Source organism: Sphingopyxis sp. USTB-05 (assembly GCF_023822045.1).
Lineage (GTDB): Bacteria > Pseudomonadota > Alphaproteobacteria > Sphingomonadales > Sphingomonadaceae > Sphingopyxis.
The window spans coordinates 611,907-635,957 of record NZ_CP084712.1 but is presented as its reverse complement, the minus strand read 5'-3'; the positions used below and the strand labels follow the sequence as shown (position 1 = coordinate 635,957).

29 protein-coding genes and 1 tRNA gene are annotated in these 24,051 nt (G+C 65.5%); 16 read left to right on the top strand and 14 right to left on the bottom strand.

The features are described from left to right. Positions 1-169: 169 nt before the first annotated feature. Positions 170-1,624, bottom strand: a complete 1,455-nt coding sequence (pyk, locus tag KEC45_RS02775; protein WP_062184519.1) for a pyruvate kinase — start codon at positions 1,622-1,624, stop codon at positions 170-172. Positions 1,625-1,735: 111 nt separating this feature from the next. Here pyk and KEC45_RS02770 point away from each other — a divergent pair, with 111 nt between their 5' ends. The 14 genes from KEC45_RS02770 to pal all read left to right on the top strand — a co-directional run bounded on the left by KEC45_RS02770 (position 1,736) and on the right by pal (position 10,833). Next, positions 1,736-2,056: a DUF1244 domain-containing protein gene (locus KEC45_RS02770; protein ID WP_062184522.1), complete on the top strand. Its 321-nt coding sequence runs from the start codon at positions 1,736-1,738 to the stop codon at positions 2,054-2,056. Positions 2,057-2,119: 63 nt separating this feature from the next. Further along, positions 2,120-2,362, top strand: coding sequence for a DUF2312 domain-containing protein (locus tag KEC45_RS02765; RefSeq protein WP_037514655.1), 243 nt, complete (start codon positions 2,120-2,122; stop codon positions 2,360-2,362). A gap of 21 nt (positions 2,363-2,383) precedes the next feature. Beyond that, positions 2,384-2,701: a heavy metal-binding domain-containing protein gene (locus KEC45_RS02760; RefSeq protein WP_062184526.1), complete on the top strand. Its 318-nt coding sequence runs from the start codon at positions 2,384-2,386 to the stop codon at positions 2,699-2,701. A gap of 69 nt (positions 2,702-2,770) precedes the next feature. After that, a complete protein-coding gene (locus KEC45_RS02755; RefSeq protein ID WP_062184528.1) occupies positions 2,771-3,517 on the top strand; it encodes a YebC/PmpR family DNA-binding transcriptional regulator in 747 nt (248 codons plus the stop codon). Positions 3,518-3,613: 96 nt separating this feature from the next. Continuing rightward, complete coding sequence (gene ruvC, locus KEC45_RS02750) at positions 3,614-4,087, top strand: crossover junction endodeoxyribonuclease RuvC (protein ID WP_062184531.1); 474 nt, start codon at positions 3,614-3,616, stop codon at positions 4,085-4,087. 112 nt (positions 4,088-4,199) lie between these two features. Next, on the top strand, positions 4,200-4,799 hold the full coding sequence (ruvA, locus tag KEC45_RS02745) for a Holliday junction branch migration protein RuvA (RefSeq protein ID WP_062184534.1): 600 nt from the start codon (positions 4,200-4,202) through the stop codon (positions 4,797-4,799). After that, positions 4,796-5,200 (top strand): GFA family protein, encoded by a 405-nt coding sequence (locus KEC45_RS02740; RefSeq protein ID WP_062184537.1) that lies wholly within the window; start codon positions 4,796-4,798, stop codon positions 5,198-5,200. The genes ruvA and KEC45_RS02740 overlap by 4 nt, the downstream gene beginning before the upstream one ends. Continuing rightward, positions 5,193-6,221, top strand: coding sequence for a Holliday junction branch migration DNA helicase RuvB (ruvB, locus tag KEC45_RS02735; protein WP_252171468.1), 1,029 nt, complete (start codon positions 5,193-5,195; stop codon positions 6,219-6,221). Before KEC45_RS02740 ends, ruvB begins: the two co-directional genes overlap by 8 nt. Before the next feature lie 101 nt (positions 6,222-6,322). Then, positions 6,323-6,802 (top strand): YbgC/FadM family acyl-CoA thioesterase, encoded by a 480-nt coding sequence (locus KEC45_RS02730; protein WP_252171467.1) that lies wholly within the window; start codon positions 6,323-6,325, stop codon positions 6,800-6,802. Then, entirely contained in the window at positions 6,796-7,494 is a 699-nt protein-coding gene (tolQ, locus tag KEC45_RS02725; RefSeq protein WP_062184545.1) for a protein TolQ, read from the top strand. Before KEC45_RS02730 ends, tolQ begins: the two co-directional genes overlap by 7 nt. Then, positions 7,494-8,003 carry a protein TolR gene (gene tolR, locus KEC45_RS02720; protein WP_062184548.1) on the top strand — a complete coding sequence of 170 codons (510 nt, stop codon included), beginning with the start codon at positions 7,494-7,496 and terminating at the stop codon, positions 8,001-8,003. The genes tolQ and tolR overlap by 1 nt, the downstream gene beginning before the upstream one ends. Positions 8,004-8,012: 9 nt before the next feature. Further along, positions 8,013-8,834, top strand: coding sequence for a hypothetical protein (locus KEC45_RS02715; protein ID WP_062184550.1), 822 nt, complete (start codon positions 8,013-8,015; stop codon positions 8,832-8,834). 5 nt (positions 8,835-8,839) lie between these two features. Beyond that, the gene (tolB, locus tag KEC45_RS02710) at positions 8,840-10,213 is read left to right on the top strand and encodes a Tol-Pal system beta propeller repeat protein TolB (protein ID WP_062184553.1); all 1,374 of its coding nucleotides are present in this window, start codon (positions 8,840-8,842) and stop codon (positions 10,211-10,213) included. A gap of 101 nt (positions 10,214-10,314) precedes the next feature. After that, positions 10,315-10,833, top strand: coding sequence for a peptidoglycan-associated lipoprotein Pal (gene pal / locus KEC45_RS02705; protein WP_193749201.1), 519 nt, complete (start codon positions 10,315-10,317; stop codon positions 10,831-10,833). Here pal and KEC45_RS02700 read toward each other — a convergent pair. From KEC45_RS02700 to KEC45_RS02640, 13 genes are read right to left on the bottom strand one after another with little or no spacing between them, the layout of a single operon-like run. After that, positions 10,820-11,587 carry an A24 family peptidase gene (locus tag KEC45_RS02700; RefSeq protein ID WP_238586740.1) on the bottom strand — a complete coding sequence of 256 codons (768 nt, stop codon included), beginning with the start codon at positions 11,585-11,587 and terminating at the stop codon, positions 10,820-10,822. The genes pal and KEC45_RS02700 overlap by 14 nt on opposite strands. Position 11,588: 1 nt before the next feature. Further along, positions 11,589-12,305: a type II secretion system protein N gene (locus KEC45_RS02695; protein ID WP_062184556.1), complete on the bottom strand. Its 717-nt coding sequence runs from the start codon at positions 12,303-12,305 to the stop codon at positions 11,589-11,591. Beyond that, complete coding sequence (gene gspM, locus KEC45_RS02690) at positions 12,302-12,784, bottom strand: type II secretion system protein GspM (protein ID WP_062184561.1); 483 nt, start codon at positions 12,782-12,784, stop codon at positions 12,302-12,304. The genes KEC45_RS02695 and gspM overlap by 4 nt, the downstream gene beginning before the upstream one ends. Further along, a complete protein-coding gene (gene gspL / locus KEC45_RS02685) occupies positions 12,781-13,926 on the bottom strand; it encodes a type II secretion system protein GspL (RefSeq protein ID WP_062184564.1) in 1,146 nt (381 codons plus the stop codon). The genes gspM and gspL overlap by 4 nt, the downstream gene beginning before the upstream one ends. Position 13,927: 1 nt before the next feature. Beyond that, positions 13,928-14,935 (bottom strand): type II secretion system minor pseudopilin GspK, encoded by a 1,008-nt coding sequence (gspK, locus tag KEC45_RS02680; protein ID WP_062184567.1) that lies wholly within the window; start codon positions 14,933-14,935, stop codon positions 13,928-13,930. Then, complete coding sequence (gene gspJ, locus KEC45_RS02675) at positions 14,932-15,543, bottom strand: type II secretion system minor pseudopilin GspJ (RefSeq protein WP_062184571.1); 612 nt, start codon at positions 15,541-15,543, stop codon at positions 14,932-14,934. Before gspJ ends, gspK begins: the two co-directional genes overlap by 4 nt. Further along, the gene (gene gspI / locus KEC45_RS02670; RefSeq protein ID WP_368389960.1) at positions 15,540-15,899 is read right to left on the bottom strand and encodes a type II secretion system minor pseudopilin GspI; all 360 of its coding nucleotides are present in this window, start codon (positions 15,897-15,899) and stop codon (positions 15,540-15,542) included. Before gspI ends, gspJ begins: the two co-directional genes overlap by 4 nt. After that, positions 15,889-16,371 (bottom strand): GspH/FimT family pseudopilin, encoded by a 483-nt coding sequence (locus KEC45_RS02665; protein WP_062186792.1) that lies wholly within the window; start codon positions 16,369-16,371, stop codon positions 15,889-15,891. The genes gspI and KEC45_RS02665 overlap by 11 nt, the downstream gene beginning before the upstream one ends. Then, positions 16,346-16,849 (bottom strand): type II secretion system major pseudopilin GspG, encoded by a 504-nt coding sequence (gene gspG / locus KEC45_RS02660; protein WP_083435946.1) that lies wholly within the window; start codon positions 16,847-16,849, stop codon positions 16,346-16,348. Before gspG ends, KEC45_RS02665 begins: the two co-directional genes overlap by 26 nt. A 2-nt stretch (positions 16,850-16,851) precedes the next feature. After that, on the bottom strand, positions 16,852-18,066 hold the full coding sequence (gene gspF / locus KEC45_RS02655; protein ID WP_062186793.1) for a type II secretion system inner membrane protein GspF: 1,215 nt from the start codon (positions 18,064-18,066) through the stop codon (positions 16,852-16,854). After that, entirely contained in the window at positions 18,059-19,552 is a 1,494-nt protein-coding gene (locus KEC45_RS02650) for a GspE/PulE family protein (RefSeq protein WP_062184578.1), read from the bottom strand. Before KEC45_RS02650 ends, gspF begins: the two co-directional genes overlap by 8 nt. Next, the gene (gene gspD / locus KEC45_RS02645) at positions 19,549-21,765 is read right to left on the bottom strand and encodes a type II secretion system secretin GspD (protein WP_062184581.1); all 2,217 of its coding nucleotides are present in this window, start codon (positions 21,763-21,765) and stop codon (positions 19,549-19,551) included. The genes KEC45_RS02650 and gspD overlap by 4 nt, the downstream gene beginning before the upstream one ends. Before the next feature lie 6 nt (positions 21,766-21,771). Further along, entirely contained in the window at positions 21,772-22,641 is an 870-nt protein-coding gene (locus tag KEC45_RS02640) for a type II secretion system protein N (RefSeq protein WP_062186795.1), read from the bottom strand. Between the two features lie 589 nt (positions 22,642-23,230). Here KEC45_RS02640 and KEC45_RS02635 point away from each other — a divergent pair. Together KEC45_RS02635 and KEC45_RS02630 are read left to right on the top strand one after the other, a co-directional pair. Continuing rightward, positions 23,231-23,317 (top strand) — tRNA-Leu (locus KEC45_RS02635). A gap of 467 nt (positions 23,318-23,784) precedes the next feature. Then, a complete protein-coding gene (locus KEC45_RS02630; RefSeq protein WP_152682462.1) occupies positions 23,785-23,919 on the top strand; it encodes an entericidin A/B family lipoprotein in 135 nt (44 codons plus the stop codon). The last annotated feature ends 132 nt before the right edge of the window (positions 23,920-24,051 follow it).

The window sequence follows — 24,051 nt, the reverse complement described above, 5'->3', positions numbered from 1 at the left end:
GTAACTTTTGTGCCGGACTGAATCAAAATGCGCTCATCGAGGCTTCCGCTGCCACTCTTTCGGTTTGTCATCCGGGCGAAGGCCGGAATCTCATCCTATCGAAATGGCGCGCGGGCGAGATCCCGACCTTCGCTGGGAAGACGGACAAATTGCGGCCCGAACGCTCTGCTCAGCTATATCCGCGCAGTTCGTCGCCGGTCAGCGTGGCCACATGGAGCACGTTGGTCGACCCCGGTGTCCCAAAGGGCACGCCCGCCATCATGACCAGCTTCGCGCCCGCCTTGCAGATGCCGTGACGCAGCGCCATGCGCTTGCCCTTGGCGATCATCTCTTCGAAACTGCCGATATCCTTGGTCGGCACCGCGTGCGCGCCCCACAGCAGCCCCATGCGCCGCGCCGCCTCGCGCTTCGGCGTCAGCACCAGCAACGGCGCACCCGGACGCTCCCGCGCGACGCGGCGTGCGGTCGAACCCGACGCGGTGAAACAGATGATCGCATCTGCGGCGATCGTCTGGATGATCGTCCCCGCGGCCTCGGCGAGCGCGTCGGCGGTCGTCGCATCGGGCGCGGTCTCCGTAAAATGCAGACGGCGGTAATAATCGGGGTCGCTTTCGACCGAGCGCGCGATCGAATCCATCATGGTGACAGCTTCCACCGGCCAGGCACCCGCCGCAGTCTCGGCCGACAGCATGATTGCGTCCGCCCCGTCGTACACCGCCGTGGCAACATCGCTAACTTCCGCGCGCGTCGGCGACGGCGAGACGATCATCGATTCGAGCATCTGCGTCGCGACGACAACGGGCTTTCCCATCCGCCGCGCGGTCGCGACGATCTTTTTCTGGAGCGGCGGCACCGCCTCGGGCGGCAGCTCGACACCAAGGTCGCCGCGCGCAACCATCGCCGCGTCGGCCAGCTCCAGGATTTCCTCGATCCGCTGCACGCCCGACGGCTTTTCGAATTTCACCAGCAGGGCCGCCTTGCCGCCAATCAGGCGACGCGCTTCGGCGACGTCCTCGGGCCGCTGCACGAATGACAGCGCGATCCAGTCGACATGCTGTTCGAGCGCGAAGGCCAAATCCTTGCGGTCCTTTTCGGTGAGCGCCGCTAGCGGCACGACGACGTCGGGGACGTTGACGCCTTTGCGATCCGAAATCTTGCCGCCAACCTCGACCACCGTCTCCAGCCGATCGGGAGATACGCTCTTGACGCGAAGCACCAGCTTGCCGTCGTCGACGAGCAGACGCGTATCGGGTTCGGCGGCGGCGAACAGTTCGGGATGCGGCAGGTGAACGCGGTTCACGTCACCCGGCGTCTTGTCGGTGTCGAGAATGAAGGGCTTGCCCTTTACCAACTCGACCGGGCCATCCTTGAACGTGCCCACGCGCAGCTTTGGTCCCTGAAGGTCGACGAGGATCGTCGTCGGGCGGCCGGTATCCTTTTCGAGCGCGCGGATCGCGGCGATCACTTTCGCATGCCCGGCGTGGTCGCCATGGCTCATATTCACGCGAAAGGCGTCGGCGCCGGCGCGGTGCAGTTCGGCGATCATCTCCGCATTGGCGCTGGCGGGGCCAAGGGTCGCGAGAATACGGACCTTGCGCTGGCGGGGGGTAAAGCTCTGAACCACAAATGCTCCGATGACTGGGGTGGGGTTAGGGTCGGGGACGCTAGGGCAATGCAGCCTTGATGCCGTCTAGGCAACACCCGTATAGCTATTCAATCATTGAACGGAGGAACCATGTCCTGCAGCGACGATCAGACGACCGGTAACGATGCGCTCGACAATCTCGATGATGCGGTCGCCGCCGCAGCCTTTCGCCGCCTCGTCCGCCTGCTCCAGCATCGCAGCGACGCCGCGAACATCGATCTGATGGGCCTTGCGGGATTTTGCCGCAATTGCCTCGGTGACTGGATCGCCGAGGCGGGTGGCACGGACAAGGAGGCCGGCCGTGCGATCGTTCACGGCATGCCCACCATCGAGTGGAAAGCGCGGCACCACACGGCCGCGACGCCCGAACAGCTCCAGCGGATGGAAGAAAGCATGGCCAAAAATCCTTGAGGCCATTAGGGACGCGCCAAGCGCGATTCTTGCGCTGGACCATCCACATTACCGGAGCCTAAAATGAGCGAAGCCACCGTATCCGACGAACAACTGCGCCTTTTCATCGAGCGCATCGAACGTCTGGAAGAAGAGAAAAAGGGCATCGCCGACGATATCCGCGACACCTATAACGAGTCGAAATCGCAGGGTTACGACCCGAAAATCATGCGCCAGATCGTGCGCCTGCGCAAACTGCCGGTCCACGACCGCAAGGAAATGGAAGCGATCCTCGACGTCTATAAGTCGGCGCTTGGGATCGACTAAAAGCCACAAGGGAGAGTGACGATGTTCAGCACGACCACCAACAATGTCGAGGGCCGTCCGGTCCGCGAATATCTGGGCATCGTCACCGGCGAAGTGATTGTCGGCGCCAATCTGTTCCGCGACCTGTTTGCCAGCATTACCGACATCGTTGGCGGCCGCTCGGGCAAATATGAGGATGTCCTCGCCCGCGCGCGCAAGGAAGCGATCGCCGAAATGGAAGCAGAGGCCGCGCGCCTCGGCGGCAATGCGGTGATCGGCGTCGACCTTGACTATGAAGTGCTCGGCCAGAATGGTTCGATGCTGATGGTCAGCGCCTCCGGCACGGCCGTGGTTGTCTGACGCCGTTGTCTCTTGGCGCGCGCCGCGCTAGTGCGGCGGCACATTTTCCAGTTTCGATGGAGGTAGGCCGTGGCCGGCCATAGTAAATTCAAGAACATCATGCACCGCAAGGGTGCGCAGGACAAAAAGCGCAGCAGCCTCTTTTCGAAGCTCAGCCGCGAAATCACCGTTGCGGCGAAGATGGGCCTGCCCGATCCCGACGCGAATGCGCGCCTGCGCGCTGCGGTGAACGCTGCCAAGGCGCAGTCGATGCCGAAGGACAATATCCAGCGCGCGATCGACAAGGCCGCGGGCAACGACGGCGATAACTACGAAGAAATCCGCTACGAAGGCTATGGCCCCGGCGGCGTATCGCTGATCGTCGAAGCGCTGACCGACAACCGCAATCGCACCGCTACCAATGTGCGCACCGCCTTTTCCAAAAATGGCGGCAACCTTGGCACCAGCGGCAGCGTCAGCCACGGCTTCGATCGCTTGGGCATGATCAGCTATGGCGCTGGCGCGGGCGACGCGGACACGGTGTTCGAAGCGGCGCTCGACGCGGGCGCCGATGATGTCGAATCGTCCGAGGACGGCCACGACATCTGGACCAGCGTCGATTCCTTGCACGAAGTCGCGAAGGCGCTCGAAGGCAAGCTGGGCGAAGCCGAAGGCGTGAAGCTCGCCTGGCGTCCGACGCTGAAGAGTGAAGTCGCCGACGAGGCGATTGCACAGACTCTGTTCAAGCTGATCGACACGCTCGACGACGACGACGATGTCCAGACCGTGTGGGGCAACTATGAAATCCCCGACGCGGTGATGGAAAAGCTTGGATAAAAGCCAAAATCCGTTCGCATCGAGCGAAGTCGAGATGCCCATCGGTTGCGGATGCCTTTGGGGTGTCTCGACTTCGCTCGATACGAACGGGACACGATGATCATTCTCGGTCTCGACCCCTCGCTCAGCTGCACCGGCTGGGGCGTCATCCGGGTCGAGGGTAGCCGGATCAGCCATGTCGCCAACGGGCAAGTAAAGACCGACGCGAAAGCGTCGCTGCCCGATCGGCTCGCGCATCTCGACACCGTGCTTGCCGCCGTGATCGCCGATCACGCGCCCGGCTGCGCCGCGGTCGAGGAAGTCTTCGTCAACGACAATCCGCAGTCGACGCTGAAGCTCGCGCATGCGCGCGGCGTCGTGCTGCTCGGCTGCGCGCGCGCCGGATTGCCGGTGGGCGAATATGCGCCGCGCCTCGTCAAAAAGGCGATCGTCGGAACCGGCGGCGCCGCGAAGGAACAGGTGCAGGCAATGTTGCGCATATTGTTGCCCGGCGCGAAGGTCGTGGGCGCAGACGCGGCCGATGCGCTGGCGGTCGCGATCTGCCACGCGAATCATCGACCCAGGGCTTAAATCCCACGCCATTCGCCCCGAGCTTGTCGAAGGGCCGTTCTTCTTCTAGGGAGAACAAAAGGGGAAGGATAGAGCTTAGACAAGCTCAGCCCGAACGGATGTTGAGAACCAGATGATCGCCAAACTCACCGGACGGCTCGACAGCAGCACCGCTGGCCATGCAGTGATCGACGTCGGCGGCGTCGGCTATCTGGTCGAGGCGTCGGCACGCACTTTGGACGCACTCGGCCCCGTCGGCGGCGATGTCACGATCCACACCGAAATGCTCGTCGGCGAGGATTTCCTGCGCCTGCTCGGCTTTGCCAAGGCGGAGGAGCGCGACTGGTTCCGCCTGCTCACCAGCGTGCAGGGCGTCGGCGCAAAGGTTGCGCTCGCGATTCTGTCGGCGCTGGAAATCGGCGACCTGCAGCGTGCTCTCGCCAGCGGCGATAGCGCGATGATCGCGCGCGCGAACGGCGTCGGGCCAAAGCTGGCGCAGCGGATCACGCATGAATTGAGGGACAAGGCGGGCGCGCTTGGGGGGATTGCAGGATCCGGTCCATCGCTCACGGCAACCGCCGGGCCGCTCGGCGACGCCGTCGCCGCCCTTACCGGCCTCGGCTTCAAACCCGGTGAAGCGAGCGCGGCAGTCGCGGCCGCCAACGAGGAACTGGGCGCCGGTGCAGGCCTCGATGCGCTGGTCCGCGCGGCGCTCAAAAAGGCGGCCAAGTGACCGAGCGCGTTCGTAACGCCTCCTGCCGCTGCGGGCAGCTCCGTATCGCCTGCGCCGGCGAACCGATCCGCGTCTCGGTCTGCCACTGTCGCAATTGCAAGGCGCGGAGCGGCAGCGCCTTTTCCGCACAGGCGCGCTTCCCCGCCGAGAATATCCGCACAGAGGGCGACGCGAAATTGTACCAGCATCCCGGCGGAAGCGGCGCTATCGCGGACTTCTACTTCTGCGAAAACTGCGGCTCCACGCTCTGGTTCCTCAATCGCCCGGGGCTCGACAGCTATGCCGTGCCGATCGGCAATTTCGAACCCGGCCATGACTTCGAGCTTGGATTTTCAGTCTATGAGGATCGTCAGGAACCTTGGGTTTGTATCCTCGGCGAGGCAATAGAGCGTTATGACTGACCCCGCCCTCACCACCCCCATCCGCATCCCCGAGGATGTCGACGCCGCGCTACGGCCGAAATCCCTCGCCGAATTCGTCGGGCAGGCGGCGGCGCGGGAAAATCTGCGCATCTTCATCGAGGCGGCAAAAACGCGTTCGGACGCGCTCGACCATGTGCTCTTCTATGGTCCGCCGGGGCTCGGCAAGACCACATTGGCGCAGATCGTCGCCAAGGAACTCGGCGTCGGCTTCCGCTCGACCAGCGGGCCGGTGATCGCAAAGGCGGGCGACCTTGCTGCGCTGCTCACCAATCTCGAGGACGGCGACGTGCTGTTCATCGACGAGATTCACCGGCTGTCACCCGCGGTCGAGGAAATCCTCTACCCTGCGATGGAGGATCGCGCGCTCGACATCATGATCGGCGAAGGGCCGTCGGCCCGGTCGGTACGGATCGACCTGCCCAAATTCACGCTGGTTGGCGCGACCACACGGCAGGGCCTGCTGACGACCCCGCTGCGCGACCGCTTCGGCATCCCGGTGCGGCTCAATTTCTATACGCATGGCGAGCTTGAGCAGGTGATCTTGCGCGCCGCGCGCTTGCTCGCGCTGCCGATCGCGTCCGACGGCGCGCTCGAAATCGCCAAGCGCTCGCGCGGCACGCCACGGATCGCCGGGCGATTGCTCCGCCGCGTGCGCGATTTTGCGACCGTCGCGGGGCATGCGGTGGTCGATGCCAAGGCTGCAGACGCGGCGCTCAACCGGTTGGAAGTCGATGCGCTCGGGCTCGACGCAATGGACCGCCGTTACCTCACGATGATCGCCGACATTTATCGCGGCGGGCCCGTCGGCGTCGAGACGCTCGCGGCGGGTCTTAGCGAACCGCGCGACACGATCGAGGATGTGATCGAACCCTATTTGCTGCAGGCCGGTCTCATCGCGCGCACCGCGCGCGGGCGCACGCTCAACGCGAGCACATGGAAACATCTGGGGCTGAATCCGCCCTCGGGTTCGCAGGACGGACTTTTCGATCAGGGAAAATAGGCGGTTTTCCGGGATTTTCATTCCATCAACCGGCCCCGATCTGCGACGAACCGTTCAAGAGGGGTTTGCGACGAGTCGTTGCGCGGCTATCGGTCAAGCTAATGGTAAACGTCCCGCCCCCCTTCATCCCCGGCGCCTTCGTCGGGGCCGAACATCATTTCCGGGCGCGCGTCTATTTCGAGGACACCGACCTGTCGGGCATCGTCTATCACGCCAATTACCTTCGCTATATGGAGCGCGCGCGCTCGGACATGCTGCGGATCGCGGGCATCGACCAGCGTGCGGCGATGGAAGGCGGCGAAGGCAGTTGGGCAGTCACCGACCTTGCGATCAAATATCGCCGCCCGGCAAAGCTCGACGACGATCTGCTCGTGGTCAGCGCGGTCGAGGCCGTGCGGGGCGCAAGCGTGATTATTTCGCAGCGCATCCTTCGCGGGACTGACACGTTAAGCGGCGAGACATTGACCAACGGGCAAGTCACCGCCGCCTTCCTGTCGCCCGAAGGCCGGCCGCGCCGCCAGCCTGCGGGGTGGGCCGATCGATTTACCGCCATCATGAATGGAGAGACTTTCCCTTGCTAGACAATATCTCGCTGGCCGCCGACGCGGCAACCTTGTCCCCCATCGCGCTGTTCCTGCAGGCCGACTGGATCGTGAAGGGCGTGATGATCGGGCTGCTGCTTGCGTCCATCTATGTCTGGATGGTGATCTTCACGCACGGCCGCGGGGTCAACAAGCTGATGAGCGCGTCGGAACGGTTCGAGCGCGATTTCTGGCGCGCCGAGGACATCGACAAATTCTACGACAAGAACAGCGGCGAGGACCTGCCGAGCGCGAAGGTGCTGGGCGCCGGGATCAGCGAATGGCGCCGTTCGACCAAAGGCAAGAATGTCGACCGCGACGGCACGCGCGAGCGCCTCGGCATCGCGATGAACAGCGCGGTCGCGGGCGAAGTCGACCGGCTGGCCGAAAAGATCGGCACGCTGGCGACCATCGGCTCGGTCGCACCCTTCGTCGGCCTGTTCGGAACGGTGTGGGGCATCATGCGCAGCTTCACCGCGATCGCGGCGGAAAATAACAGCAGCCTTGCCGTCGTCGCGCCCGGTATCGCCGAAGCGCTGTTCGCGACCGCGATCGGTCTGTTCGCCGCCATCCCTGCGGTCATCGCCTATAATGCCTTTTCGCAGCGCCTGAATCGCCTCGAATCGCGCCTCGGCCGCTTCGCCGACGGACTGCACGCGACGTTCAGCCGCGAACTGGAGGTCGAAGCCTGATGGCAATGACCGGACCTTCGGGCGGTATCGGCGGCCGGCGCGGCCGCGGCAACCGCCGGGCGCCGATGGCGGAGATCAACGTCACGCCGCTCGTCGACGTCATGCTCGTGCTGCTGATCATCTTCATGATCACCGCGCCGCTCCTCGCCTCTGCCGTCCCCATCGACCTGCCCGAAAGCCGCGCGAAGCCGGTCGAGACAGAGGATCAGGAGCCGGTGCAGCTCTCGATCAATGCCGACGACACGCTCTATATCGGCGAAGAGGTCGTGCCCGAGGCCGAGCTTCCGGCTCGGCTCGACGCCATTGCACGGGCCAATGAAGGGCAGGACAAGCCGCGACAGATCATGCTGCGCGCCGACAAGGGGCTCGACTATGGCCGCGTGATGCGCGTGATGGGCGAGCTTAATCGTGCGGGCCTGACGCGCATTTCGTTGGTGACGACGGGCTCGGAAGGCGCAAGCGAAAGCGCTCCCGCCGCGGTCACCGACGGTTCAGAAACGCAGCCCTAGGTTGAGATGATGGCCGAAACACGGGCAGTTGGGGGGAATGAAGGACGCGGCTTTGCCATCGCGGTGGTGGCGCACGTCCTCATCATCGGCCTGCTCTCGGTTCAGTGGACCGCAGGCGACCGGCGCTTCGACAATCCGCCGATGGAAGTCGACCTGATCGCCGAGACGGCCGTGCAATCGACCGCACCGGTTATCAGCGAAACCCCGCCCGCCGCGCGGCTGGGCGAAGAGGATATGACCGACATCGCGGCGCCCGAGCCGGTGCCCGCACCGCCGCTGCCCGAACCGGTCGTCAGGCCGACCCCTGCCCCGACGCCGAAACAGGTCGCGAGACCCAAAGCAGCACCGCCGAAACAGCCGCCCGCGGTACAAAAGGCTCAGCCGAAAGCCGCTCCGAAAGCACCGCCGGCGAAAAATCGCCCCGCCCGGCCGACTGGCCGCCTCGACGGCATTGCCGAGGGGCTCTCGAAATCGCAGCCCAAATCGCCCGCCAGCAAGGGCGCACCCGCGGCGGCAACCGCCGCCGAAGTCCGGCGCTCGATCGACGTCAGCATCAAGTCGGCAGTAGCGCCGCGCTGGAACGGCTGCCGCATTTCGGGCGTCGACGTTGACCAGCTCAAGACAGTCGTGAAGTTCCGTCTGACCCAGTCGGGCGCGCTTGCCGGCTTCACCAGCGTCACGACCAGCGGCGAGAACGACAGCAACAAGTTCCAGATCCAGCGCCATCAGGAATGCGCCAAACGCGCGGTGGAACTCGCCGCACCCTTCGACCTGCCCGAGGAAAATTACAGCTTCTGGCAGAATTACACGCTCGATTTCATCAAGAGGTAAGAGAAATGCTCCTCCGCCCGATCAGCCTTTCGCTCGCCCTGCTGCTCACCGCGGCACCGGTCGCCGCGCAAACCCCGACGGCCGCCCCTACCCCGCCGGCGGTCACCCCGACCGAACCGCGCGAGACGATCGAAGGCACGCTGTCGCAGGACCGCACCGTCATCGCCATCCCCTCGCTCGCCACCGCATCGGTCCAGAATGTCGCGGGGCTGCGCACCGACAGCCTGGGGCGCCAGATTGCGGAAGTCATCGCCGCCGACCTTGAACGCAGCGGCCTGTACGAGCCGATCGGCCCGAGCGGCGTTCGCGCGATCACCCGCGCGGAGGTGCAAGCGCCACGCTTCGCCGAATGGCAGGGCCGCAATGCCGAGAATGTCGTCCATGGCTTCGTCGACGCGGGTTCGAACGGCAGCCTGATCGTGGGCTGTTACCTTTACGATACCGCGCTCGGCAGCGAGCTGGTCCGCAAGGGGTTCGAAATCCAGCCGGGCGACTGGCGCCGCGCCGCGCACAAATGCGCCGACGCCATCTACTCGCGTCTGTCGGGCGAAGCGCCCTTCTTCGACAGCCGTGTCGCCTATATCGCCGAGAGCGGTCCCAAGGGGAACCGCATCAAACGCCTGGCGATCATGGACAGCGACGGCGGCAATCATCGCTTCATAACCAATGGTCAGGCGCTCGCTATCAGCCCGCGTTTCTCGCCCGATTACAAGAAGATCGTTTACGTCTCCTATTTGAACAATCGCGTTCGCGTCTTCATCTACGACGTCGCCGCGGGTTCGCAGAAGCTGGTGACCGAAAGCGCGAACGCGACCTTTGCGCCGCGCTGGTCGCCCGACGGGACGCAAATCCTCTATTCGATGGCGGTCAACGGCAACACCGACATCTATCGCATCTCGGCCAACGGCGGCACGCCGGTGCGGCTGACGAATACGCCGGGCATCGATGTCGGCGGCAGCTTCTCGCCCGATGGCAAGAAGATCGTGTTCGAAAGCGACCGTTCGGGCGGTCAGCAAATCTATACGATGAATATCGACGGATCGAACCAGCAGCGGATCAGTTTCGGCGGCGGCCGCGCCGCGACGCCCGAATGGTCGCCGCGCGGCGACCTGATCGCCTTTACCCGCATGGGCGGCGGCGAGTTCCGGATCGGCGTAATGACCCCCTCGGGCGGCGGCGTGCGGATGCTGACCAATAGCTGGCAGGATGAGGCGCCAACCTGGTCGCCGAACGGCCGCGTAATCCAATTCTTCCGCACCTCGCCGGGCCGCGAAGGCAAATCGAGCCTGTGGCAAGTCGACCTGACCGGCGTGAACATGCGCCGTCTGCCGACCCCGCAAGACGGGTCGGACCCCAGCTGGGGCCCGGTACTTCCCTGAGGAAACCCGGAACCAAAGGGGCGCGATCGGGTTCAACTATCGCGTCCTGAACGGGCCAAATCGGCCGCACGAATGATTATCAACAACAAGAGGACACAGACATGACGATACGCAAAAGCACCGCAATGATTGCGGCGATCACCATGCTTGCTGTTGGCGCCTGCGCGAAAAAGGCCCCTGACACGCTTCCCCCCGCCCCTGAAGGCACCGGCACCGATACGGGCGCTGGCACTGGAACCGGCGTCGTCCCCGGGTCGCAAGAAGACTTCCTCGCCAGCGTTGGCGCGATGGGCGACCGTGTTTTCTTCGACTATGACCAGTATAATGTCGACGCGCAGGATCAGGCGACGTTGCAGACGCAGTCGCAGTGGCTGCAGCGCAACCCCGCTGTGCGCGTCACGCTGGAAGGTCATGCCGACGAACGCGGCACCCGCGACTACAACATCGCGCTCGGTGAACGCCGCGCGAATGCCGCGAAAAACTATCTCGCTTCGCTGGGCGTCGATCCGTCGCGCATCCAGGTCATCAGCTATGGCAAGGAACGCCCGGCTGAACTCGGTTCGACCGAAGAAGCCTATGCCAAGAACCGCCGCGCGGTGACGGTCGTTATCGGGCAATAAGAAGCCAGAGCGGCACCGCGGCCCATGCCGCGGCGCACGCATATAATCCGAAGGGGACCTGTCGCTCGGAAAGCGGCTGGTCCCCTTTTCGTTGGGATAGGAGCGCCCAGACGATTCCCCCGACGCTCGCGAGCAGCAACATCAGCGGCAATGCCTGCCAGCCGAGCCACGCCCCGATTGCCGCCACAAGCTTGGGATCGCCGCCGCCCATTGCATCCTTCAGCCGGACGCGGCGATAAAATTCGGCGATGGCGGCGAGCGTCAGGCCGCAGACGATCGCACCAACCCAGCGATCGATGAGCGACGTTTCGAGCAGCGGTCCCGCCAAAAGCAGACCGACGATTCCCAGCAGAAGGTTGAGACGATCGGGGAGCCAGAAATGACGCGCGTCGAGCAATGCGAGCGGCAGCAGCAGCCAGCCGAACAACGCCCAGAGCCAACCGGCCGTCCCCGGCATGATCGCAAGCGCGACACTCCCGATCAAAGCCGCACCCAGTTCGACACGCCAATGAAAAGGGTCGATCGCGGCGTTGCACGTCCGGCAGCGACCGTGCGACGCAACGGTCGATAGCAAGGGAACGAGATCGAGAGCGCCAAGCGGCCGACCGCATCCGTCGCATTGCGAGCGACCGAGCACCGAGCGCCCCGCGGGCCAGCGCAGCACCAGTGTCGCGATAAAGCTGCCGAGGATCAGTCCGATCAATGCGGCGAACGCGACGCCCGTGCCAAAGGGCAAGGCATCGAGGATCGACACGTCAGAAGCGGCCCGTTGTCGCCAGCACGAAACCGGTGGGACCGGCCTTGAACCCCAGCGCCGTGAGCGCACCCGCCATCGCCGGATCGCGGTCGACATTAATCGCGAATTGCGCGCGATACGTGCCGTTGCCATCGAAGGACAGGGTCAACCGCTCCATCCCCGACTGGCTGGCAAGCGCCGCCTGCGCGCGCCCGTTCGCGCACGCCAACGGACCCGACAGTCCTCGCGAAAGATCGAGACCCGCGATGGGAGCAGCGACCATGAGCTGGATGCGGCCGCTTGCCGTGGCGCATTTGCCCGCATCGTCGAAACGTATCGTGGCGCCCTCGAACCGGATGGTATCGACGGGGATCATCCCGAGCCCGCCCGACATCGATGTCGTGCCGCTGACGTCGGAGACGCCCTGCGGGCTGCTGCCATGCAGCCGCCCTGCAAGCGCGCCAAGCCGTTCATCGGTGCGCGAGAAAGCGAGTTCGGTGTTCCCGCCGATCAGCGCGAGCGGTGACAGGCTAGCGCTCACCGTGCCGAGCGGCAGGACGCCAAGCCGCGCATCGACAAGCTCGCCCGACCAGACCGACCCGCGCACGTCGCGCGCGGTAATGCCCGCGTCGGTCGCACCCGACCAAGCCAGCGCAAGCCGCATCGGAAAAGTCGCAATGAGCAGGATCAACGCGAGCAGCAGCGCCGCGATGCCCCAACGCCTCCCCGCGCTCATTGTCCGCCCTTCCGAAGCTCGGCGGTCAGGCCGACGGTGCCGTCAGCGGCGGGGGTGATCGTGAGCTGGTCGACGACAAAGCCCTGGCCCTCCAGCGAGGCGAGCCAATCGGTGAGCACCGTCGCGCGCGCGGTCGCAATCGCAATCGTCGCCTGCCCTGCACCGCGCGCTTCGTTGCGGTCGAGCGTCAACCCGATCTCGCCCGCCGATTGCGCGAGATATTGATCGATCGCGACCGCGTCGACCGCCGCGGCGACCGATTTTGCCGGACGCTGCGCGAGCAGTTGCGTCTTTGCCGCCACGCGTCCTTCGCGCTCGATCGCGGCGCGGTGCCGGCTTTCGAGGTCGACGAACGCCGCGAGCGCGGGGCGGCCAAGACCCCAGAGGAGGACACCCAGCGCAAGCGCGCCGGCGATGCCGACGAGCCAGCGTTCGCGGAGCGACAGGGCGGCCCACCAATTTTGCAATCGCTCGGTCATGGCACGGCCCGGATCGTGATATTCGCCATTTGCTGCCCGTCGCTGCCCGCCATCGGCTGGGCGGTGATGCGGTAGCCGCGCGCCTGCAAAGCGAGCAGCACCTGATTGATATCCTCGACGCGCGGCGCCGCGAGCGTCGTCGTCAGCGTCCCGTCGGTACGATGCGACAGTGTCTTGAGCGACACGCCCGGCGCATCGCCCATCGCGTCATACAGAGCCGAGGCAGGGACCGAGAAGGCGAGCGGGCCGCCGCCGGCGGCGGAAAGGCGGCGATCGAGCTCGGCTTCGGCCGCAGTCGCGTCGGGTGCGGTCACCCCAGCCTTTTTGGCCATTGCAACCACTGCATCGTCGGCCCGGCCGGTATCGGAGGATAGGCGCACCGCATAGATGATCGGGATCAGCAGGCTCACGGCGACGAGCGCGATCAACAGAATTTTCGCCAGCCGCAACATGGCCGGATCGACTGACCAGCTCCGCCGGGGCTTCCATCCGCCGCTGAGCAGGTCGAGCGGCGGCGCGGCGAGCGTCAGGAGCAAGGCTTCGCGCATCCGGTCGGCATCGAGCGGCGCGATCGCATTCCCGCCCGCGATCAGCGGATCGAGTTCGGGATCGGACACCCATGCGCGGTCCGCCGTGCGGACGATCCGTTCGCTCCCGACCTCGGCCGTCCACAGCGTATCGGGTTCGGGCGGCGGGACCGCGGCGGCGGCCGGAAGGATCGCGGCGGGCGAAAGGCCGCGCGCCTTCAGCCAGTCGGTCCACGCCGTCATCGCGGCGTGGGTGGTCACCGCAACCGGAACCGCCTGCCCCTCGCCCGCCGGCTGCCCGGCAACGACGTGGAGCGCTGCCGCATCGCCCAGGCTGTTCTTCAGCGCATCGATGCGCGCCGCGGCGGCCGCCTGCGCGGGCGCGGCGTCGGGATAGTGGAGCCAGCGCAGCGGCACATCGGCGGCGGGCGCCAGTGCGACAAGGCGGTCGTCGGGGCTATCGTCACGGGGCTTTTCCCACGCGCCGACCCAGCCATCATCCTGTCCGCTGTCGACGATAACGCCATCGTCGACGCGCAGCCAGGCGGCATCGGGACCACCGCCTTCGCCAAGCGCCGCCACCGGGGGCAGCCAAAGAACCAGCGTGCGTGTCATCTCAGTCGCTCTCGCCCCAATCGCGGCGCACGATCACTGGCGGCGTCATACCGGCAGAAGGCGCTCCTCCATTGGCATCGATCAGCGAAACTGCGGTCAAGAAACCGTCCCCCATCGTCACATTCGTCGTCAGCGCGAGCCACCGGCTGGTCACGCCCGCCTGTTCGGCAACTTCGTTGGGCGGCTTGCGCCCTTCGAACGGACCGGCCTCCCAGAATCGCACGCTGCTGCCATAGCCGCCCGCGGGGCGTGCCGCCAGCACCGCCCGCGCTTTCGCAACCCCGATTTCTCCGGGCATCAACATCGCGACGAGCGGCGCCTGTTCGGGAGCCAGCGTGTTGACGTTGAGCCTGACCGGATCGGTCACCGGCAGCACGCAAATCCAGGGTTTGAGCCGGGCGTAGATTTTGGGAGTCACGCCGCGCACCGCGCGGAGTTCGCTGACATCGGCCATCTTGCGATTGGCAGGCAGATAGGCGCCCTGCGTCGAGCGATAGGCATTATCCTCGGCGCCAAGCGGGCCATCGTTGCTGTCGCTGTCGATCCAGTCGGCCGCGGCGCCCGCGATCGCCTGCGCCTGCCCCGGATCGATCCCGAGGAGGGTCATCAATTCGCCGAACTGGCGCATCGCCCCCGACCGCTGGCTGAACCGCCCGGGCACGGTCTCTGCCACGAGGCTGTTGAGGTTGAAACAATTATTGGCGTCGGTCAGCTTTGCGCGCCCCTCGCCCCCTGGAAGCGGCAGCGTGAAATCGCGCCCAAGCCAATTGCCCGCGAGCGTCAGCTTGGCGGGGTCGCGCCCGACGAGGTCGGCGACGCGGCGCAGTGCGATCTGTTCGGCGGCGAAGGCATAGGCACGCCCCTGATCGACCGTGGCCGCGCTTCCCGCAATGCGCGTCGCGAGCGTCAGCCGGTCGAGCGCGGTCGCGGCGATCACCGCCATTACCGCAACGAGCAGCAGGACGGTCAGCAGCGCGGCGCCGCGCTCATCTTTCCGGCCGGCCCTCATGGCGTCGGCACGCCCGCGATCGGCGGGGGCGGCAGCGTCGGTGCGGTGAGGAACAGCATCGTCAACGCCTCGCGTCCCGCGCGCGACAGCCGCACCTCTACCGCGCGCGGCAGACGGTCGCCGGGTTCGGAATTCCAGCTCTCACCCCAATTGCCCTTGTCGTCGCGGTAGCGCACCGCGATCCCTGCGACATCGCCGACAAGGCGGTCGCCCTCGCCAAGCGCGGTGCCGTCCAGCATCGGCTGTGTCGCGCGGCGCCATTCGGCGCCGACAAGGGCATAGCCGACGCGCTCGACAGACGGGCGCGGGCTGCCGTCCGCCGCACCCGCACCGCCGTGGACAAAGGCAAAGCCGTTCGGCGAGCCGACGAACGCGGGGACGGCCTCTCCCGCCGGGCCGCGCGTCGAGCGCTGGACCGCTTGCGCAAGATCGTTCGCCATCACGGCGCGAAGCCGGTTTATCCCGCCCATCGCCTTCAGCCGTTCCTGCACCGCATCCTGCGTATCGACGCTGCTGCGAAGCAGACCGACGCCCATCGCCGCGATCGCCGCGAAGATCGACAGCGCAACGAGCATCTCGACAAGGGTGAAGCCGCGTTCGTCCCTCATCGCGACGACCGGATGATCGTCAGCGCCGCCTGTCCGCGCCCGCCTTCGGGGCGCACCAGCAGGTCGATGCGCAAAAGGCTGTCGTCGGCGGTTTTCGCAACGCGCTGTTCGACGCGCCAGTTGCGCCCGGCGTTTGCGACGCCGATCGCGCTGTTGCCGATCGTCGGCGGCGCGGGATCGGTCCACAGTTCGACCGCGCGATTCTGTGCAACGATGCCCGCCATCGTACTTTCGTCAAGGTCGCCCGCGGTGCGAACCGCATAAGCGTCGAGACGGATCAGCGCGAGCGCGGCGATGCTGATGACGCTCAAAGCCACGAGCATTTCGAGCAATGTGAACCCGCGCTCATTTTGCACGGCTGACCTCCCCGGTCGCCGAGACGCGTATGATTTCGCGCGCATCGCCGCCGGTCAATACGACCGCCTGCGGCGTAGGGCTGATGCCGACGCGGTCGAACAGGATGCGTGCCGCGCCCTGCCCGTTTCCGGCCGAGAAGCGGACACCACCCGGCCAGTTTCGCTGTTCGAAGGCGCGGCCGGGCAGCGGCCGCCATTCGCCCGAAATCCGCCGTTCGAAACCATAGCCCGACGGCGCGAAATTGACCGAAACGCTGCGCCCCTCGATCACCGCGACGTCGCGCGCGGCGGCGAGCCGCGCGGCGAGCCGGTCGGCTTCGTTGCGTACGGTGCGCTCCTCGCCAGGGATGGTAAGCACGACCGCGGTCGCGGCGAGCGCCATGATCGCGAGCACGACCATCAGTTCGACGAGGGTAAAGCCGTTGACGTGGGGACGCGCGCGCGCCTCAACCCTCGGCGCGAATATCCGCATTGTCGTCGGTCCCGCCGGGGGCGCCATCGGCGCCGAGCGACCAGACGTCGAACGCCTTTCCGTTCGGCCCGGGCGCCTGATAATTATAGGGACGGCCCCACGGATCGGCGGGCAGCGTCTTGATATAGCCGCCTCGGCGATAGCGTTCGGGCTGCGCAAGTGCAGGCGGCGCGGTGACAAGCGCGTTCAGGCCGTCGGTCGAAGCGGGATAGGTCAGATTGTCGAGCCGGTACTGTTCCAGCGCATTTTCGAGCGTCGAAATATCGGCCTTGGCCTTGGTCACCATCGCGCGGTCCTGGCTGGGCAGGACGTTGATCATCACCACGGTCGCGAGCAGGCCGATGATGAAGATCACGACCATCAACTCGGTGAGCGTGAAACCGCGTTCGTCGGTCTTGCGGCGCTGCGCCGGCGGCCGGCCGCGATCGGAGTAGGATGTATCGAGCATCAGGCGAAAGATTAGCTTCATCAGCGACATTTTCATAGTCCGGCTAGGTTCTGCAACTGGAGGATCGGCAGCAGAATGGCGAGGATGATAAGGGCCACGCACGACCCCATAACGACAATTATGACAGGTTCGAGAAGCGCCATCGACGCCGCCGTAAAGCGGTCGAATTCGCGTTCGAGATAATCGGCGGCACGTTCGAGCATCTGTTCGAGCCGGCCCGCGCTTTCGCCGCTTGCGGTCATATAGACGAGCAAGGGCGGAAAGACCCCGGCGTCGCGAAGCGCGGTGGAAAGGCCGCCGCCGGCGCGCACCTGATCGACGATATTGGCGGTCGCGCCGGCAAGCGCGGCGTTGCGGATCGTCGGCACCGTCAGCTTCAGCCCTTCGACGAGCGGCAGGCGGCTCGACACCATCGTCGAGAGCGTCCGGGCAAAGCGCGCGGCGTAAAGGTCGCGCAGCAGGCGGCCAAAGAGCGGCAGGCGGAGGAGGCGTGCGTCGACGCGCGCCTTGAACGCCGGGCGGCGCATCGCCGTCACCCACCCAAAGCTTGCAGCGGCAAGCAGCAGCGCGATCAGCCACCACCAGTTCGCCGCAAAGCCCGATATCGCGATCACCGCGCGGGTAAGGAACGGAAGTTGCTGCCCCGTATCCGTAAATTGTTCGACGACGCGCGGGACGACGAAGATCATCAGCGCCGCGACGACGCCGATCGCAACGATCGCGAGCACGATCGGATAAGCGAGCGCCGCGATCAGCTTGCCGCGCACCTCCGCTTGGCGTTCGAGCAGGTCGGCAAGGCGCGCGAGGATCGTCGTCAGGCTGCCCGTGGTCTCGCCCGCCGCGACCATCGCGCGATAGAGCGGCGGGAAGCTGCTCGGCTGACGGCCCATCGCATCGGCGAGGCGGCGGCCTTCGAGCAGCCCGGCATGGACATCGCCGATGACGGCGCGCGCGCTTTCGGCCTCACTCTGGCGCGTCAGTGTGCGCAGCGCCTCCTCAAGCGGCGCGACTTCGGCCAGCGTCGCGAGCTGACGCGTAAAGAGCGCGAGTTCCTTGGAGGACAGCTTGTTCTTGCGAAAGGCGAGCAGCGAACGGCCCGCGGGCTTCGCGCCCGCGGCCTCGACCGCAACGATATGGAATTTGCGGCGGATCAGGTCCGCGCGCGCCGCATCATCGTTGGCGGCGGTCAGCCGTCCCTTGCGTTCGCGGCCCTGCGGATCGATCGCCACATAGCGATAATCAGGCATCGACATCCTCGCGCCGCGCGATGCGGATCGCTTCTTCGGCCGTCGTCAGCCCCTTCGCCACCATCGCCCGCGCGGCCGAGGCCAGCGTCGGCGATTTCAGGAAGGCGTGCCGCGTGATCATCGCCTCATCGCCGCCGGCGTAGATATAACGGCGGACGGTCTCGTCGACCTTGATCGCTTCGAACACGCCGATGCGGCCCTTGAACCCGGTGCCTCCGCACTGGTCGCAGCCCTTCGGCCGCCAGATCACGGTGCCGATGTCGAGCCCGAGCATCGCGGCAATGCTGTTGTCGGCCTGCACCGGTTCGCGGCAATGATCGCAAAGCTTGCGAACAAGGCGCTGCGCAAGAACGGCGCGCAAGGTCGAGGCGAGCAGGAAAGGCTCGACTTTCAGATCCTTGAGGCGCGTGATCGCGCCGACGGCATCATTGGTATGGACGGTCGAGAGCACGAGATGCCCGGTCAGCGACGCCTGCACCGCGATGTCAGCGGTCTCGCGGTCACGGATTTCGCCGACCATCACGACGTCGGGATCCTGGCGCAGGATCGCACGGAGGCCCGCGGCGAAATCGAGCCCGACCTTGCTGTTCACCTGCGTCTGGCCGACACCGTCCACCGCATATTCGACCGGATCTTCGACGGTCAGGATATTGCGCTGGCCGTCGTTGAGCTGCTTCAACGCCGCATAGAGCGTCGTCGTCTTGCCCGAGCCCGTCGGTCCGGTAACAAGGATGATGCCATTGGGTTCGGCGAGCGCCTCGCGCAGGATCTGGTCGGCGGCGCCCGTCAGGCCAAGGACGTCGAAGTCGATCCCCGCCGCATCCTTGTCGAGGATACGCATCACGACACGCTCCCCCGCACGGCTCGGCAGCGTCGAGACGCGAACGTCGACGGCTTTGCCCGCCAGCGTCAGCCCGATGCGTCCGTCCTGCGGCACACGGCGTTCGGCAATGTCGAGGCGCGCCATCACCTTGATGCGGCTGACGACGACCGGCGCGACATGCGGCGGCATGCGAAGATGCTCGCGCAGCACGCCATCGGCGCGCATGCGAACGACGAGTCCGCTTTCATAGGGTTCGATATGGATGTCGCTGACGCCCTGCCGCACCGCTTCGGCGATAATCGCGTTGATCAGGCGGATCGCGGGGGCGTCGTCGGCGCTGTCGAGCAAATCCTCGGCGCTGGGAATGCCAAGGTCGAGGTCGCTGCCGTCGAGCGACCCGGCCATCGCAGCCGCCGAGCTGTCGACGGCATAATGGTCGGAAAGCAACCGGTCGAAATCGGCAATGTTCGCTGTCGCGACGCGCAGCGGCTGCGCGAGATGGCGTTTCACCTCGATCAATATCGCGGGGTCGGCGTCCTCGCGCAGCGTCGCCAGCCAGACGCCGTTTTCGCCGGGCGCGATCACGACGCCGTGGGTACGGGCAAAGCCGTATGGAATATCAACCGGCGCCGGGGGAGGCGCCGCCGGTTCGATGTCGGTCACGGATATTCTCCGGTAGGTGGCGCAGGCGCTTGCGAAATCGAGGGCGGGACGTCGGCCGGCTTGACGCTGCCGCCCTCGCCCCGCAGTTCGGGCAGATTGACCGGGCCGACGGTGATGTCGGCGGGGGTCGCCGCGCTCGGCACCGGCGGAACCGCGCCCAGATAGTCGCGGACCAGCGTGTCGATCGCGGGCTCCTGATCGGGGTTCCGCTGGAGCTGGAAGTCGCGGATATAGCCGTAGCGGCGCGCAGTGAGCGCAGCATTATCCTCACGATTGCGCAGGATCGTCGGGCGGATGAAGACCATCAGGTTGGTCTTCGAGCGCGTCCGGCTGCGCGATTTGAAAAGCTCGCCGATCAGCGGAATGTCGCTCAAAAGCGGGATGCGCTCGATCGTCTTGCGCTCGTCGTCATTGAGCAGGCCGCCGATCGCGAGGATTTCGCCGTCGTCGACGGTGAGCACGGTTTCGAACGAGCGCTTGTTGAGGATGAGGTCGCTGTTGCGCGACGAGACCGGGCCCGCGACGCTCGACACTTCCTGACGCAGGAACAGCTTCACTTCGCCCGCGCCATTGACCTGCGGCGTGACGTCGAGCTTGATGCCGACCTCTTCGCGCTGGACGGTGCGGAAAGCGTTGTCGAAATTGTCGCTGAGCGCCTCGCCCGTCGTGATCGGCACTTCCTGTCCGACGAGGAATTTCGCCGCCTGATTGTCGAGCGTGACGATGTGCGGGGTCGCAAGCAGGTTCGACGTGGTGTCCGATTTCACCGCGTTGATGATCGCGCCGAAGATCGTGTTCTTGCCGATGTCGCCCGCAAAACCTGCGAAGCCGCCGCTGGCGCCGAGCAGCGAAGCCGCTGCCGCTTCCTGCAGGCTGTTGCCGAGTGAACTGCTCGTCTGGGTAACGACGGTTTCACCGTCGACCGTGGTCTTGTCCTGCGTCAGCTTGGTCGCGGCATAGGCGCCGCCCAGCGTCAGGATATTGGGCTGCGCATTGCTGTAGCTGGTGGCGACAAAGGGGATATTCTTGCCGCCGAGCAGGAACTGGACGCCAAGGCGCTTCGCCGCATCGTCGCCGATCTCGACGACGATCGCCTCGACCAGCACCTGCTGCCGCCGGCTGTCGAGCTGGCGGATGAGTTCGCCGAGCATACGCTGCACTTCGCTGTTCGCGGCAACGATGATTGCGTTCGCGCCCTCATATCGCGTGATGATTGCGGGGCCGCGGGTCGAGATGCTGCCCGTGCCGCCGCCGCCGACCGAGGTCGGGGCCGATGCCGCCGCTGCCGGAGCGGGGGTCGCACCGCCGCCCGACGAAGACGTCGACGACGATGAGGATGCGGGCGGCAGGCCCGCCTTCTGTGCGGGGTCGCTGCCGCCGCCGATCAATTGCTGGAGCGTCGGGAGCAGGGTTTCGGCATTGGCATGTTCGAGCCAATAGACACGCAGTTCAGTGCCGCCCGCAGCCTTCGCATCAAGGTCGTTCGCCATCTGGACAAAGCGCGCGACCATCGCCTGGTCGCCCCTGAGGGCGATCGCGTTGCTGCTGTCGATCGGAACGATCGCGACGGGCTTTTGTGCCCCCTCGCCCGCCGCCGGGACGAGCGCCTGCAGCGCGGCGGCGATTTCCCGCGCACCGGCATTTTTGAGCGTGACGATCTGACTGGTCGAACTGTCGCGGTCGATGCTCGACGCAAGCGCGCGGATGCGGCGGATATTGTCGGCGAAGTCTGCGACCACCAGGCTGTTGGCGTTGCGGTTCGCTGTGAGCGAACCCTGCGCGCTGACGAGCGGGCGCAGCGTTTCGACCGCCGACACAGCGTCGATATAGCGCAGGCGGATGATTTCGGTGACGAACTGGTTCTGCGCCGCCCCGCCGCTGCCGATGCGGCCGGGCTGCGCCGCGGCGCCGTCGATCGGCTGGACGCGGTAGCTTCCGTTTGGCCCCGGCACGGCAACAAGGCCGTTCGAGCGCAGCGTCGCGAGGAATATCTCAAAATATTCGCTGCGCGACAGCGGCCGGTCGGTGACGACCGAAACCTTGCCGTTGACGCGCCCGTCAATGACGAAGGTGCGCCCGGTGATCCGTGCGGCATCCTGAATGAAGGCGCGGATATCGGCATCGCGCACATTGAGCGTGTATTGGGCAAACGCGGGTCCCGGCGTGGCGGAAACCAGCGCGGCGGCGAGCATCAGGGAAAGTTTGAGGCGCATGGGTCTCTATTGTTTCGAGAGGAAAATGGCGACGGGAACGACGCTGGCGCCGCGCTCGACCTCGAGCGCGATACGCGCGCCGGGCGTCAACTGGTTGGCGAGCGAGGCGGCATCGCTCGCCGATCCGATCTGGCGGCCGTTCACCGACCGGACGACATCGCCGGGGCGAAGACCCGCGGCGCGGAAGGCGGCGCCGTCGCCTTGCGGCTGGACGACGATGCCGGTGACGCGGCCATTTTCGGTACGGGGCGCAAAGCCGACCCCGGCCTTGATCGCCGCCGGGGTCATTTCGCCGCTGGCGCTCGCGCCCGCCGGAGCGGCGCCGATTTCGGGCGTCGGCGCCGGCAACGGCGTCGCGGCGTTGGCGACGGGAGCCTCGCCGCTCTGATCGAGGAACAGGCTTTCGCGCGCGCCGCCACGGTCGAGCAGCACATGATCGAAGGCAACGCCGACGAGCTTCAGCCCCGGCGCAATCTCGTCGCCGACGGCGTAACTCGTCTGTATCCCGTCTTCGCCCGCGATAATCGCCGAACCGCCGCCGGTCGCTTCATTGAGGTTGATGCCGAAAAGCGTGAGCCCCGCCGACGTGACGGTCGCCGATGCCGGCCCCTGCGCATTGCCGCGAAAAAAGGGATCGAGGCTGGTAAAGAGCGCGCGCCGTTCGGCGGGCGAGACGATGACCGCCGCCTGCGGCTGCCATGCGCCGAGCGGCGACAGCGGCGTAAGCAGCGTCCAGAGCAGCCGAACACATTGCCAGATCAGCAGCGCGCCGAGCAGACCGACCAGCAACGCCGGCCAGACCTCACGCGGCGAACGCTTTCCGGCGCGCAGCCAAGCAGGCAACGCACGCGGAAGACGAACGGCCGATCCGGACATCAACGTCGCCATGAAATGTATCTGTCCCCCAGACTGAAAAACCTGTCTCGCGAATCGCCTAGGGGCGAACGGTGACAATCAGTTGACCGGAAGATTACAGTTTTTTGACGGTCGAGCGAGTCCGCTGAGACGGCCCGAACCGCCTCTCCCTATCGCGCGGCGACGAAGAGGGGGAAAGCTTCAGCGCTCGAACCACGCGCTGAGCAATCAGGTTCGGTGGGCGCTGTAGCGGGTGAAATGGCTCTTGTCATCGTCCAACGTTGGGACTTCTTCATATTTGCGCACGGTCGGGTTGCGCGCCTCGAACCCCGGTTCGATTTCCTGTTGAAGAGCGTCTGCTCCGACAGCTTGACCCGATCCCTGAGGCCGAGCTGGAGGCGGGCCGGATAGTCGCCGGGCGTTCAACCCCGTTGACGATGGTGGTTGGATGACTCTTTTGAGTCGATTTGGCGGCGATGGGGGCGTTGTCCGAAGCCGATTGCTCGCAGCCGCAAAAATAAATCGAGGGCGCTCGCTTGCATCGCCTGAAAAGCTTTGCTAGGCGCCCGCTCCTACCTGGTGCCGGACCCGATCCGGACCATCATGATGTGCGGTCGTGGCGGAACTGGTAGACGCGCAACGTTGAGGTCGTTGTGGCCGAAAGGCCGTGGAAGTTCGAGTCTTCTCGACCGCACCATCATCGCCAGATTATGGCGTGATATCAATTTTTTTGTGACGAATGGTGAGCTTATAGCCCACCTGTCCGCACACCTTCACACGACACAGGCGAACTTAGCGATTTCGCTCGCGCACATCGCTCATTCAAATCCCAACACTTTTCGCTCCCGGAGTTCCGACCGCAACCACTGGTCGTTAGCCTTCGGGCAATTAAAGTCGCCCGAGGTGGATGACAGACACCCCAGCTCGAAGCGACGTGCGCAGAGCGCAGAGCCGCAATGGGCAGGATGCCGAAAAGACCTCTGATGACCCACGGTGGCAACTTAGCCGTCTGAGGCCATCGCAGACGGCTACCCAGCCTAGCGATCATTCTGAACGCTTCGGCTAGCTTGACGCTATGTGACGGAACAATCGTTGCGAACGGCCGTTGTCGAAATATCGAAACTAAAGTTGGGGGTATTTTGCCCTCGCCGTCGGAGAGAGAGAATGAAAAAGCTTCTGACAATTTTCGCGATTAGCAGCTCGATGCTTCTTCTGTCGGCCTGCAATACGGTTGAAGGTGCCGGAAAAGACGTTGAATCTGCTGCAGATTGTGCCGATGGAGTTAAAGGCAACTGCTGATCGGCGCGTATAAATTGACGTGAACAGGCAATAGCGGGGTACGTTATTGCCTGTTAGCTGTTGCGCAGCTTCGGTTTCGGAATTGACGAAAGCCCCGGTGACGGCCGTATTTGATCGGCAGCCTCTCCATCA

What these genes read in the sequence shown, in the direction of transcription:
- KEC45_RS02770 (WP_062184522.1), top strand. Translation starts at nt 1,736, where the DNA reads ATGTCCTGCAGCGACGATCAGACGACCGGTAACGATGCGCTCGACAAT.
- KEC45_RS02765 (WP_037514655.1), top strand. Translation starts at nt 2,120, where the DNA reads ATGAGCGAAGCCACCGTATCCGACGAACAACTGCGCCTTTTCATCGAG.
- KEC45_RS02760 (WP_062184526.1), top strand. Translation starts at nt 2,384, where the DNA reads ATGTTCAGCACGACCACCAACAATGTCGAGGGCCGTCCGGTCCGCGAA.
- ruvC (WP_062184531.1), top strand. Translation starts at nt 3,614, where the DNA reads ATGATCATTCTCGGTCTCGACCCCTCGCTCAGCTGCACCGGCTGGGGC.
- ruvA (WP_062184534.1), top strand. Translation starts at nt 4,200, where the DNA reads ATGATCGCCAAACTCACCGGACGGCTCGACAGCAGCACCGCTGGCCAT.
- ruvB (WP_252171468.1), top strand. Translation starts at nt 5,193, where the DNA reads ATGACTGACCCCGCCCTCACCACCCCCATCCGCATCCCCGAGGATGTC.
- KEC45_RS02730 (WP_252171467.1), top strand. Translation starts at nt 6,323, where the DNA reads ATGGTAAACGTCCCGCCCCCCTTCATCCCCGGCGCCTTCGTCGGGGCC.
- tolR (WP_062184548.1), top strand. Translation starts at nt 7,494, where the DNA reads ATGGCAATGACCGGACCTTCGGGCGGTATCGGCGGCCGGCGCGGCCGC.
- KEC45_RS02715 (WP_062184550.1), top strand. Translation starts at nt 8,013, where the DNA reads ATGGCCGAAACACGGGCAGTTGGGGGGAATGAAGGACGCGGCTTTGCC.
- tolB (WP_062184553.1), top strand. Translation starts at nt 8,840, where the DNA reads ATGCTCCTCCGCCCGATCAGCCTTTCGCTCGCCCTGCTGCTCACCGCG.
- pal (WP_193749201.1), top strand. Translation starts at nt 10,315, where the DNA reads ATGACGATACGCAAAAGCACCGCAATGATTGCGGCGATCACCATGCTT.
- KEC45_RS02695 (WP_062184556.1), bottom strand. Translation starts at nt 12,305, where the DNA reads ATGAGCGCGGGGAGGCGTTGGGGCATCGCGGCGCTGCTGCTCGCGTTG.
- gspM (WP_062184561.1), bottom strand. Translation starts at nt 12,784, where the DNA reads ATGACCGAGCGATTGCAAAATTGGTGGGCCGCCCTGTCGCTCCGCGAA.
- gspL (WP_062184564.1), bottom strand. Translation starts at nt 13,926, where the DNA reads ATGACACGCACGCTGGTTCTTTGGCTGCCCCCGGTGGCGGCGCTTGGC.
- gspK (WP_062184567.1), bottom strand. Translation starts at nt 14,935, where the DNA reads ATGAGGGCCGGCCGGAAAGATGAGCGCGGCGCCGCGCTGCTGACCGTC.
- gspJ (WP_062184571.1), bottom strand. Translation starts at nt 15,543, where the DNA reads ATGAGGGACGAACGCGGCTTCACCCTTGTCGAGATGCTCGTTGCGCTG.
- KEC45_RS02665 (WP_062186792.1), bottom strand. Translation starts at nt 16,371, where the DNA reads ATGCGGATATTCGCGCCGAGGGTTGAGGCGCGCGCGCGTCCCCACGTC.
- gspG (WP_083435946.1), bottom strand. Translation starts at nt 16,849, where the DNA reads ATGTCGCTGATGAAGCTAATCTTTCGCCTGATGCTCGATACATCCTAC.
- gspF (WP_062186793.1), bottom strand. Translation starts at nt 18,066, where the DNA reads ATGCCTGATTATCGCTATGTGGCGATCGATCCGCAGGGCCGCGAACGC.
- gspD (WP_062184581.1), bottom strand. Translation starts at nt 21,765, where the DNA reads ATGCGCCTCAAACTTTCCCTGATGCTCGCCGCCGCGCTGGTTTCCGCC.
- KEC45_RS02640 (WP_062186795.1), bottom strand. Translation starts at nt 22,641, where the DNA reads ATGTCCGGATCGGCCGTTCGTCTTCCGCGTGCGTTGCCTGCTTGGCTG.
- KEC45_RS02630 (WP_152682462.1), top strand. Translation starts at nt 23,785, where the DNA reads ATGAAAAAGCTTCTGACAATTTTCGCGATTAGCAGCTCGATGCTTCTT.